The sequence below is a fragment of the Alloprevotella sp. genome, assembly GCF_057240785.1.
Genome location: NZ_DBHHRH010000022.1, coordinates 1 through 11420 on the forward strand (window position 1 = coordinate 1; position 11420 = coordinate 11420).

Annotated in this window: 8 protein-coding genes; 6 read left to right on the forward strand and 2 right to left on the reverse strand. The window is 42.6% G+C overall.

Features of this window, described 5'->3' with window-relative positions; all coding sequences use genetic code 11:
- The first annotated feature begins 300 nt into the window (after positions 1–300).
- The 5 genes from pheT to ACO4R2_RS05200 all read left to right on the forward strand — a co-directional run bounded on the left by pheT (position 301) and on the right by ACO4R2_RS05200 (position 9309).
- On the forward strand, positions 301–2841 hold the full coding sequence (gene pheT, locus ACO4R2_RS05180) for a phenylalanine--tRNA ligase subunit beta (protein WP_484769440.1): 2541 nt from the start codon (positions 301–303) through the stop codon (positions 2839–2841).
- 107 nt (positions 2842–2948) lie between these two features.
- A complete protein-coding gene (locus tag ACO4R2_RS05185; RefSeq protein WP_311491290.1) occupies positions 2949–3689 on the forward strand; it encodes a YebC/PmpR family DNA-binding transcriptional regulator in 741 nt (246 codons plus the stop codon).
- 89 nt (positions 3690–3778) lie between these two features.
- Entirely contained in the window at positions 3779–4864 is a 1086-nt protein-coding gene (locus ACO4R2_RS05190; protein WP_484769441.1) for a glycosyltransferase family protein, read from the forward strand.
- A gap of 874 nt (positions 4865–5738) precedes the next feature.
- A complete protein-coding gene (locus ACO4R2_RS05195; protein ID WP_484769442.1) occupies positions 5739–9092 on the forward strand; it encodes a leucine-rich repeat domain-containing protein in 3354 nt (1117 codons plus the stop codon).
- A gap of 13 nt (positions 9093–9105) precedes the next feature.
- The gene (locus ACO4R2_RS05200; protein ID WP_347719837.1) at positions 9106–9309 is read left to right on the forward strand and encodes a hypothetical protein; all 204 of its coding nucleotides are present in this window, start codon (positions 9106–9108) and stop codon (positions 9307–9309) included.
- Positions 9310–9766: 457 nt separating this feature from the next.
- On the opposite strand, the gene ACO4R2_RS05205 is transcribed toward ACO4R2_RS05200, so the two are convergent.
- Both ACO4R2_RS05205 and ruvC read right to left on the reverse strand, forming a co-directional pair.
- The gene (locus ACO4R2_RS05205; RefSeq protein WP_315090915.1) at positions 9767–10243 is read right to left on the reverse strand and encodes a hypothetical protein; all 477 of its coding nucleotides are present in this window, start codon (positions 10241–10243) and stop codon (positions 9767–9769) included.
- A gap of 9 nt (positions 10244–10252) precedes the next feature.
- Positions 10253–10909: a crossover junction endodeoxyribonuclease RuvC gene (gene ruvC, locus ACO4R2_RS05210; RefSeq protein WP_311490143.1), complete on the reverse strand. Its 657-nt coding sequence runs from the start codon at positions 10907–10909 to the stop codon at positions 10253–10255.
- A gap of 127 nt (positions 10910–11036) precedes the next feature.
- On the opposite strand from ruvC, the gene ACO4R2_RS05215 reads away from it, so the two are divergent.
- Positions 11037–11420 (forward strand): DUF1573 domain-containing protein, encoded by a 384-nt coding sequence (locus tag ACO4R2_RS05215; RefSeq protein ID WP_311490142.1) that lies wholly within the window; start codon positions 11037–11039, stop codon positions 11418–11420.

Here is an 11420-nt window from a genome sequence, read left to right on the forward strand (position 1 = left end):
GGTCGCGCCGATGGTACTGTCCACAAGACGGGAGAGTAGGTCGCCGCCTTTTTTTCAAATAAGAGACTCCTATCAGAGCAATTATCTGATGGGAGTCTCTTTTTTGTGTTTCAGGCAGAGGCTCGCAGATTTACTTTTCTGAGAAGGGCAAGCTGGTTGGTGGAGTCTGGGTTTATGGTCAGGAGACAGTTAGCTTTCATTCTTCTTTGCTTTTCATTTGATTTCTATTATTTTTGCGTCCGACTATAAAAAGTCAGAGTCATTGCCTTTGAGCAATTTCATAGAAGCAAATTTATTCGTATGAATGTAAGTTATAAATGGCTGAAGGAATATGTAGACTTTGATCTTTCGGCTGAAGAATTATCTGCTGCATTAACTTCTATTGGTTTGGAAGTTGGCGGTGTTGAAGAGGTGCAATCTATTCGTGGAGGGTTGAAAGGTTTGGTAGTAGGCCATGTTCTTTCTTGTGAGCCACATCCTAATTCAGATCATATGCATGTATGTTCTGTGGATTTAGGAAATGGAGAGCCTGTTCAAATTGTTTGTGGTGCTGCTAATGTTGCAGCTGGACAGAAAGTTATTGTCGCCACTTTAGGAGCCAAACTCTATGATGGAGATAAAGAGTTTGTTATAAAGAAGTCTAAGCTGCGCGGTTTAGATTCTTTCGGAATGATTTGTGCTGAAGATGAGATTGGAGTAGGTACAAGTCATGATGGAATTATTGTTTTGCCTGAAGATACGAAAGTTGGAACTCCTGCTGCCGAGTATTTTAACTTAGAGAGTGATTTTCTGCTTGAAGTTGATTTAACGGCAAATCGTATTGATGCTGCATCTCATTACGGTGTGGCTCGTGATCTTTATGCTTGGCTAAAGCGTAATGGTTATAATACTAGTCTTCATCGTCCCAGTGTCGATGCTTTTGCAGCAGACAATGAAGACTTGCCCATTGATGTTAAAGTTGAAAATGCAGAAGCATGTCCGCGCTATTGTGCAGTCACAGTAAAAGATTGCGTAGTTAAGGAAAGTCCTGAGTGGTTACAAAAGAAATTGACAACGATAGGTCTTCGTCCTATTAACAATATCGTAGATATTACCAATTATATAATGATGGCTTACGGTCAGCCTCTTCACTGCTTTGATGCAGATATGATTGAAGGGCAACAAGTCATCATCAAATCTATGCCCGACGGAACCCCTTTTGTAACGCTTGATGGTGAAGAACATACTTTGTCTGATCGTGATCTTGCAATTTGCAATACAAAAGAACCTATGTGCATTGCCGGTGTTTTTGGTGGTAAGGGTAGTGGTACTTACGCAACAACTAAGAATGTGTTGTTTGAAAGTGCTTATTTCAATCCCACTTGGATACGAAAGAGTGCTCGTCGTCATGGCTTGAGCACTGATGCCAGTTTCCGTTTTGAACGTGGTGTAGACCCTAACGGACAAATTTATGCATTGAAAGCTGCCGCTCTCCTTACAAAGGAATTGGCAGGGGGTACTATTAGTATGGAAATCAAAGATGTGGAAGCTGGTGAACTTCCGAAGTATTTCCCTGTCGTCTTAAACTTCCAATACGTTAATGACTTAGTTGGCAAAGAACTTCCACGAGAAGTGGTCAAAGAAATCGTTACTAATTTGGAAATGAAGATTGTAGCCGAAAGCGAAACAGAACTCACTCTCCACGTCCCAGCCTATCGTGTAGATGTGCAGCGTCCTTGCGATGTCGTAGAAGAGATTCTGCGTATCTATGGTTATAATAACATTGAGATACCCTCTACTATGAACTCTTGCCTAACTGTAGAAGGTGAAGCAGATCGTAGTAACAAGTTACAGAAGCTTATCGCTCAGCAACTCATAGGGCAAGGCTTTAATGAGATTATGAATAACTCTCTCACCAAAGAAGCTTATTATAACGAGTTGAAGAGCTATCCTAAGGAGCATTTAGTTCATATCATCAATCCTTTGAGTTCAGATTTGAACGTAATGCGTCAAACCTTGCTTTTTGGCGGTTTAGAAAGCCTCTCTCGCAATGTGAATCGCCGTGCAACCAACCTTCGTTTCTTTGAGTTGGGTAATGTCTATGCTTTCGATGCAAGTCGCCGCAAGCCATCAGCTGAAAGCGAGTCTCAATCCGCTCGAGAAGAGGATTTCCAGGATGGTGGAGTTCTTGAAAAGTTAGCAGAAAAAAATCATATGGTGGCCTATTCTGAGGAATGCCATTTAGGACTTTGGCTGACAGGTAATCATGTCGAAGGTAGCTGGGCACATCCCAATGAACCTTCTAGTGTCTACGAATTGAAAGCCTATGTTGTCGGTATTCTTCAGCGTCTTGGTGTCCAACTTGGTGGCTTGCTCATTCAAGATGGTACTGCCGATATTTTTAGCAAGAGCCTGCAAGTGGCAGATCGCAATGGGAAGGTGTTGCTTGAGTTCGGTGTTGTTGCAAAGAAACTTACTGCTGCGCAAGGCTTAGAGAATGACGTCTACTTTGCCGAGTTCAATTGGAATGAGCTGATGAAGAAGACACGCAAGAACAAAGTAGAATTCACAGAGATTAGCAAATATCCAGCTGTTAGCCGCGACCTCGCTCTGCTTGTTAATAAGGAAGTTCAGTTCAAACAGATTGCAGATATTGCCTATAAGGCAGATAAGAAATTGCTGAAGAAGGTTACACTCTTCGATGTCTATGAAGGAAAAAATCTTGAAGAAGGCAAAAAGAGCTATGCCGTCAATTTCACTTTGCAAGATGAAACAAAGACGATGAACGATAAGCAAGTCGATGCCGTCATGAACAAGATTATCACAAGTTTGCAGAAGCAGTTAGACGCTAAGTTGAGATAAGCAGAAAGAGTTACGGAGCAATCAATCGCGGTGAGCATATTCGTGCTCCACGAAAGACAGTCTCTATTTTCGAATAAAAATAAGAACAACAAAAAATATAGATTCCCATGGGAAGAGCATTTGAATATCGTAAGGCATCTAAGCTGAAGAGATGGGGCCATATGGCTCGTACGTTTACTAAAATTGGTAAGCAGATTGCTATTGCAGTAAAGGCCGGCGGTCCAGAACCAGAAAACAATCCTGCATTGCGTGCTATTATCGCTAATGCAAAGCGCGAGAATATGCCGAAGGACAATATTGAGCGCGCCATTAAGAACGCAATGGGCAAAGACCAGAGCGACTACAAGACAATGACCTACGAAGGCTATGGCCCTCACGGTGTCGCCATCTTTGTTGATACGCTGACCGATAATACTACTCGCACAGTGGGCGATGTTCGCAGTGTCTTCAATAAGTTTAACGGCAACCTTGGCACAATGGGTTCTTTGGCTTTCCTCTTCGATCATAAGGCTGTTTTCACATTCAAACGCAAGGACGGACTGGATATGGACGAGCTCATCCTCGACCTTATTGACTATGGCGTAGAGGACGAATTCGATGAAGACCCCGAAGAAGATAGTATCACCATTTATGGAGATCCGAAGAGCTTCGGCGAAATTCAAAAACACCTTGAAGAAGCAGGTTTCGAAGTGATCGGTGCTGAATTCACCTACATCCCCAACGACCTCAAAGATGTAACGCCCGAAGAGCGTGAAACCATCGACAAGATGGTGGAGAAACTCGAAGATTTCGACGACGTTCAGACGGTTTATACAAATATGAAGCCAGCAGAAGAAGCTGCTGAGTAAGATTCTTACTATAAAGAGAACAACAGGACGGAGCGAAAACTCTCTCTTGTTGTTCTCTTTTTTTATTACTGCAAGATACATAAGAATTTATGCGCATACTTCTCTTAGGCGATTATAGTAATGTCCACGCCACGCTGGCAGCGGGATTGCGAGAACTTGGCCATTACGTCACGGTGGCTTCCGATGGTGATGGCTGGAAAAACTATCCGCGAGACATAGACCTCCGTCGTCCATCGCTCTCGCGCTGGAGCAGTTTGCGTTATTATTTTGAGCTCCAGTGGAAATGTCGCAAGTTTCGGGGATATGATGTAGTCCAACTCATCAATCCTGTTTTTTTGCCGCTCAAAGGAGAGCGTATCTTGCCTTTTTATCAGGACTTGAGGCGATATAATAAGAAAGTCTTTATGGGTGCTTTTGGCATGGACCATTATTACGTCCGTACCTGCCTCGACTGTACAACCTTCCGTTATAGCGATTTTAATTTTGGCAACCAACTTCGCCACAATTCCGATAATGAAGCTTGGATTCGTGATTGGCTTTATGGGGCTAAAGGCCTTCTTAATCGTCAAATCGCTGCCGATTGTGATGGGATTATTGCAGGCTTATATGAATACTATGCCAGCTATCGGAACGAGTTCGCAGACAAACTCCGCTTCATCCCTTTTCCTATTCGTGTGGATGAATCTCCATTGAGTGTTCACCAGCCTCTTCGCTTCTTCATTGGTATTCAAAAGTCGCGGAGTGCCTACAAGGGCACGGATATTATGTTGAGAGCATTAGAGCGAGTGGCTCAGCGTTATCCTGACGATATGGAAATAGTACGCGCCGAGTCCGTTCCTTTTGAAGAATACGTTCGTCTTTTCAACAACTCGGACATCTTGCTCGATCAGCTTTATTCCTATACACCTGCGATGAACGCTTTGGAAGCCATGTCGCACGGTATGATCGTTGTGGGTGGAGCCGAACCTGAAAACTATGCAATTCTTGGCGATACAGATTTGAAACCCATAGTTAACGTGCAGCCCAATGAAGATGATGTTTATGACCAACTCTGCCTTTTAATGGATAGAAGAGATGAACTTCTGCAGTTAAAGGCCGACAGTCGAGAATACATTCGGCGCTATCACGATCATCTGAAAGTGGCTCGTCAATATCTCGACTTCTGGGGAATCTAACAACAGACATAGGATAAAATTAAATAATTACCTTCTATCAATTGATTTTTCTAAAGATTCGCCATACAAAAACGATTCTATCTAGAAAAATGGTTAATTGTGGATTCTGCCCTTCACAAAAACAATATTCTTTATTTGTCTATGCTCGTTCCTGAAAGAGTAATTTAGGACAGAGAGAGGAGTTTGCAAATACCGCTATATAATCTTGTGAAAAGTAGCCGGTAGAGGGGCATTAATTTTGTTTGTGTAAAATGTATCTGCTTCTTAGTGCTGTTTGAGAAAAGTAAATTAGAACAAAAACAATATTGTTTAAATGTAATGTTTTTTTACCTTAATTTCGTATCTCTTATAATGTTCTGTTTATAACCCAATAGTGTATTTTTGCTGACTAAAGGTGGCAAAAACGGTTTCATTTCTGTCGTATTTTACTTTTTTTCTGTATTTTTTTTGCAAGTTCCGAATACATTGTTTACTTTTGCGCCAGTTATCGAAATAAAGAAAAGTGAACAGATTTACGAAGAAATACAATCACTGCCATTATTCCTTGTGTAAAGAAAAAGGAATATGCGCGGTTCAGAGAAATGGAGATTTCTCTATGCTGTATTCTCTATCTGTTCCAAATATATTTCTCTTTTTTCTCTCTAAGTGCAGAGCTACTCACTCTTTACATAATATAAATAAGCGTGCACGTGAAAAACTGCACAATGCTTTTAGGTCGAGACTTCGCAAGAGTTCCCGTTGCCTATTTCTTCGGATTCGTTGGCCAGGTGAAAGCCAGCGACTATAAGCTCCATTTTTCATTATGAAGTTTTTTTAGAATAACTCAGAGCTATAAGTAAAGATAAATAAAACAGATTTATATATTTTTTTTATTATGAGACAAACAAAATTTTTATTACTATTAGTGCTTATCGCGCTAAATGTGGCGACCGCAAATGCCGCCATTAATGGCGATAAGTTTACTAAAGATGGTATGACCTATGTGATTACCAGTTTGGTAAACAAGGAGGTCGCCTTTGCTGGCTCAAACAATAGTGGGGCTTTAACAATCCCCTCTACAGTGAAGGACAGTGTGAATATTGAGTGGAAGGTAACTCGTATTCAGAACAACAGTTCTGTGCCCAACGCAATCAGTGTTTCCATACCAAACACGGTAACAGCGATGGAGGCAAACTCTCTTGGTGGTACTAAATTGACTACAATCTCTATTCCCGCATCAGTGACCGAAATGGCAAATGGTGTGTTCTCTTCCTGCCAAGCTCTGCAAGCGATCAATGTGGCTTCAGGCAATGCAAAATACTATTCTGACAACGGTGTGCTCTATGAAAACGATGGAGCTAACAAGTGGTTGTTGGACTATCCTGTAGACCGTCCTAATGCCAGCTATTCTGTTCCAGAAGGCACCACAGGTATCCGTGTCAATGCTTTTCAGGCAGCCAAGAATATCACGTCCGTTACATTGCCAACAACCTTGAAGGATCTTCCTTTCTCTTCACCAGGTTATAACGGCTTCACTTCTGCGCGAAAACTCACCGCAATCAATGTAACTTCAGGTAATGCCAATTTCAAGAGTGAGGATGGTGTAGTTTTCACAGCTGATGGAAAAGAGTTGGTGGTTTATCCTTGTGGTAAAGGAACTCCTACTTTGGGATATGGCACTTATGAATATGTCGTTCCTACAACGGTAGAGAAAATTCGTCCCTCCGCTTTTGCTCGTGTAGAAGGTTTCTCTTCTGTCAAGATGAGTGCACCGCTCAAAGAGATTGGTGCAGATGCTTTCAACACATGCCGCTATTTGCAGACAGTTACAGTTCCTTCAACTGTCACTGACATCGCTGATGGTGCATTCTCTGGCTCCATTGCTCTGGAATCTATCAATGTGGAGGCAGGTAACTCTGTTTATGCTTCTGCTGATGGTGTGCTTTACAATGCGAATAAGACGGAACTGGTATCTTATCCTGCTGGCAAGCAGGGTGCTTATACTACAGAACCCACTACTAAGAAAATCAGAAAGAGAGCTTTCTATTATGCTGCAAAGATCACAAAACTCACGCTGACTCCAAGCGTAGAAGAGATTGACAACGATGCCTTCCAAGGAACAAGCAAATTGAAAGAACTCGAATTCCAGCCTACATCCAATCTCAAGAAAATTGGTACATGGGTATTCGTTAATTCAGGTTTGGAGAAGTTGGAACTTCCCGCTTCTCTGCAAGAATTGGGTGCTGCTGCTTTCAACGGATGTGCAAACCTCAAGACTGTGACCGTTGATAATGGTTCACAACTTCAATCTATCGGTAACGGCTCTTTCCAAGGTTGTACAAATCTTGAATCTTTCAGATTCTTAGGAACAAGTGTGTTGCAAACTATCGAGACCAACGCGTTCAGCGGTGATACCAAGTTGCCTACTTTTGAGATTCCCAAATCTGTAACGATGATTAATACGGGTGCTTTCAACGGTTGCTCTAATATGTCTTCTGTAACATTTGCCGCTCCAGCACAGATCACAACGATCGGCGCAGGTGCGTTCCAAAACACAGGTCTCTTGAGCATTGATTTGCCCGAAAGTGTAACCACGCTTGCGCAGTCTGCTTTCAACAGCTGCCAAAAGATCACAACAATCAATATCCCTGCAGCTACCACTAATATCGACCCGAAGGCATTCCAGTTCTGCGGTTCTCTGACAGCTATCCATGTTGATAAGAATAACACTCAATATTCAAGTGTTGACGGCTTCCTGCTCAGCAAGGATAAAAAAACTCTTGTCTCCTTCCCTCCAGGAAAGGCTAACACCTACTACACTATGCTTCCTCCTGTCATCGAGGAGATTGGCCCCTATGCTTTCTATTATATACAGAACCTGGAGAACGTAACTATCCCCGAGAAGGTTAACAAGATTGGTGCACATGCTTTCGATATGTGTAAGCAACTGAACACTATTGCCTTCTTGAGCAAGACTCCTATTCCTGCTACCAATGTAGCCAATACTGCTTTCTATGCACCAAACGTAGATAAGTCGAAGATCGACATCAGTGTACGCAATGGCTCAGAGAGTCTGTATCATGCAAACAGTGTATGGAGCTCTTTCCATAACATTGGTGTATCTTTCTTCAAAGATCCTAACGGTTATGGTCCTACTGAATACTTCCCTCTGTCTAAAAAGGCAGTTATGGTGGTTGATGTTAAGAGCGATGTCTATACCTATCTGGTTCCGGCACACGTAGAGAACGCTGGTACTAATTATGAGGTACGTCTTTGGGGCGACTATGCCATGAAGGACAACACTACCAACATTAAGGAAGTAGTATTCCGCACCCCTCTCGACTATTTAGGTATTGACGCCTTCAAGAAAGCCGATGGTTCCTCTACTATTGAGAAGGTCTTCTTCACTAATGCTATTCCTCCCCGCGATATGAGCGCTACGAAGTGGGAACTTGGTTCAGGCTATTCTGAATTCCCAACCACACTGCCGAATATCTATGTAAAGAAGAGTGCTGTTGCTACTTATAAGGCAGCAAAAGGCTGGGCAAACTATGCCTCTAAGGTTGACTACAAGATTCCAGGTTTGAAGCTTACTCACAAATACGGCACGTTCGCACGTGAGTTTGATGCTGATTTGGGTATCTATTATAGAGACAATAGTAAGACCCCCGATGTTGCAGCATTCGTAGCTACAACAGCTGGTATCCAAAGAGGTAAGGGCGACTATGGTGACTCTAAGTACAGCATCCAGATGGTCAGCATCGACGAGAAGGGTGGCGCTGCATCTGATTTCAGCTATGTTCCTGCAGAAACAGGCGTTCTGCTGAAGGTTCTTTCCTACGAAGCAATTCCTGATAGTTTCTACTATGCTATTGGTGAGAAAGACAACACAGCATATACTGTTCGTGACAACCTGATGGTTGGACAAATTGTAAAGGATAAGCTCATCACTACTGGTTCTGATCCTATCTTCGTAGTATCTGCTGCTCAAGGTATCTTCAAGAAGGCTCCCGCTTCTTTCACAATGCCAGTACACAAGGCTTATGCTAAAATCGCCAATGTACCTGCAACCGCAAGACTCGTGTTCACTTTCATGGACGATAACACTACAATCACAGGTATCGATGCTGTTGATGCAGCTTCCTCGAATGTTAACAATGGAGTTTACTACAATTTGAATGGTCAGCGCGTTGAGAAACCACAACATGGTTTGTATATCTACAACGGAAAGAAAATCATGATCAAATAAGAACAAAAATATCATGGAAAAGAAAAAGTACATTAAACCACAGAACGAGACATTCTTATTCTCGGCAGAGAGCCTGATGATAACTGCAAGCCCTGGTGTTTCAAATGGGCAGTTCGACCCTTCCACAGAAGAAATTGGAACAAGAGAACAGAGCGGTTTCGTAGACTCGAAATTTGGTTCTGATGACGAACTTCATCGCTCCATTTGGGGAGATTAGTTACAAGTTTTTGGCCATGCCTTTCGCTACAAAAAGCGAGGCATGGCCTTTTTCTTTCTAATAAGAAAGCTCTTGTAATTATAGCATTTAGCCTAAGGTAGAATAACGACTCTAGATGTTCTAACGAAGGTTTCTCCTCCCATCATTGCAGATGGGAGGAGAACTTCTTTTATCCTCGATGCGGAAAGCTTCTCCTATCTTTGACTTCTGTTGGGCTGTTCTCATCGTTTCTCTTCTGTCCACCTTTCTGCTCCATAAGCATTCGTTCAGCCTCTTTCTGCTCTTCTTTGGAGATATTTATGAGGAGAAAAACAGGATAGCAAGAAGTCGGGATTTTCCTTATTCTGTCAGCTGATGCAATAAGGCTGTCGGCTGGCAGCCTTATTGTATAAAAAAATAGCCTTATTGCATTTTTGAAAACAATAAGGCTATTTGTCCATAGGGGGACGTTCTTATTTTATATGTTGTCCTTTGCCGCAGCGTAAGCCCGTGGCCAGTCGGTATTGAGAGAGAAAGGCGTGAGCTGATTGCCTTCCAAAATGTAGGAGTCGGTTGTTTCTGTGTCCGTGTCATCGAAGAGCGGGTTGCTCTTGCTGGCATCCATAAACAACATAATTTTAGCTTTCTTCTTCTCGCAATCCTGCTTCTTGCTCTTGAGGATTTCATCGAAGAAGAGAGTGATAAATTCAGACATATAATAGGCCTGGGTGTTCAGAAACTGATCTGTCACCTCCGGCATGGTTTCTGTGGCTTTCTTGCGCAGATATGTCAATGCTGTTTGCTTGAATTGTGCAATACGTGTTTGTGTAAAACCACTGGTCGGTGACTGAACTGTTCGGATAGCGTTATTCAGCACATAGTTGTACACTTCCTGGGTTTTTGCGGTTGTGCCACAGCTAAGAAGAAAGAGTAGAATTAGTGATATTTTCAGCATAGTAGTTAATCAGACTTTCTTATTTGTTTTGGCCAAGGCCGCAGCCAATCGTTGCTGCGGACCCGTAAGACCAGAACTCACACGATTTTGATTGCGATTGACAAATGATTTCCACGAGCGCGGAGCTCCCTCGGTACGATTGTCATGGCCCGATTGTAAATAGTGACAATATGCGGCGGCGAGAGCATCAGTGGCATCGAGATGGGAGAGCATCTGTTCGTCGCGCAGATGGAGCATGCGCTTCATCATCTCAGCCACCTGCTCCTTTGAGGCCTGCCCATTACCTGTGATGGCTTGCTTAATTTTCAGTGGCGCGTATTCGTGGATCGGTATCTGCCGACTCATGGCAGCTGCAATAGCAACACCTTGTGCTCGTCCAAGTTTGAGCATGCTTTGCACATTCTTTCCAAAAAATGGAGCTTCAATGGCCATTTCATCCGGAAGGTAGGAATCTATGATGCCTTGTACGCGTTCATAGATACGGCCTAATTTCAGATAAATGTCGGCCACCTTGTGGAGATCAATAATACCCATAGCAAGCATTTCCACCTTGCGCCCCTGCTTACGAATGATGCCATAGCCAAGAAAGTTGGTACCAGGGTCGATACCAAGAATCACTCTGTCAGGGCTATCAAGAGCAGAAACAGGAAGGGAAGTTATAGGCATAATTATGTGGATTCTGAAGCAAATATAGTGTATTACATCTGAAAAAGTGTGATTTATAATACTAAATATCCTTATTATTAAGATAATTTCCTATCTTCGCTACCTATACCAAATTAAAATTGAGATTATGAAGAAATTTTTATTCTTATTTTCAATACTTTTGGCTGGCGTATTCCAAAGTCTGAATGCGCAGGCAGTGATTAAGTTCGACAAGACAACGCACAACTTTGGAACTTTTTCTATTTCCAAGCCACAGACGGTTACGTTTTCTTTTACGAATACAGGCGACAAACCGCTGGTGATTCAGCAGGCGTTTAGCAGCTGTGGTTGCACCGTGGCCGATTTCACGAAGCAACCCATTGAGCCAGGTAAGAAAGGCGAAGTGAAGGTTACGTATGATGGTAAGAATACGTATGCAGGTCCTTTTAAGAAACCTGTAACGGTTCGTTCCAATGCTTCAAATAGTTTGGTGCGTATATATATCGAAGGAACCACTCAAGACGATAAGTAG

Excerpts from the sequence above, each read along its gene's own strand:
- ACO4R2_RS05215 (WP_311490142.1), top strand. The coding sequence starts at position 11,037 with ATGAAGAAATTTTTATTCTTATTTTCAATACTTTTGGCTGGCGTATTC.
- ACO4R2_RS05195 (WP_484769442.1), top strand. The coding sequence starts at position 5,739 with ATGAGACAAACAAAATTTTTATTACTATTAGTGCTTATCGCGCTAAAT.
- ACO4R2_RS05190 (WP_484769441.1), top strand. The coding sequence starts at position 3,779 with ATGCGCATACTTCTCTTAGGCGATTATAGTAATGTCCACGCCACGCTG.
- ACO4R2_RS05205 (WP_315090915.1), bottom strand. The coding sequence starts at position 10,243 with ATGCTGAAAATATCACTAATTCTACTCTTTCTTCTTAGCTGTGGCACA.
- ACO4R2_RS05185 (WP_311491290.1), top strand. The coding sequence starts at position 2,949 with ATGGGAAGAGCATTTGAATATCGTAAGGCATCTAAGCTGAAGAGATGG.
- ruvC (WP_311490143.1), bottom strand. The coding sequence starts at position 10,909 with ATGCCTATAACTTCCCTTCCTGTTTCTGCTCTTGATAGCCCTGACAGA.
- ACO4R2_RS05200 (WP_347719837.1), top strand. The coding sequence starts at position 9,106 with ATGGAAAAGAAAAAGTACATTAAACCACAGAACGAGACATTCTTATTC.
- pheT (WP_484769440.1), top strand. The coding sequence starts at position 301 with ATGAATGTAAGTTATAAATGGCTGAAGGAATATGTAGACTTTGATCTT.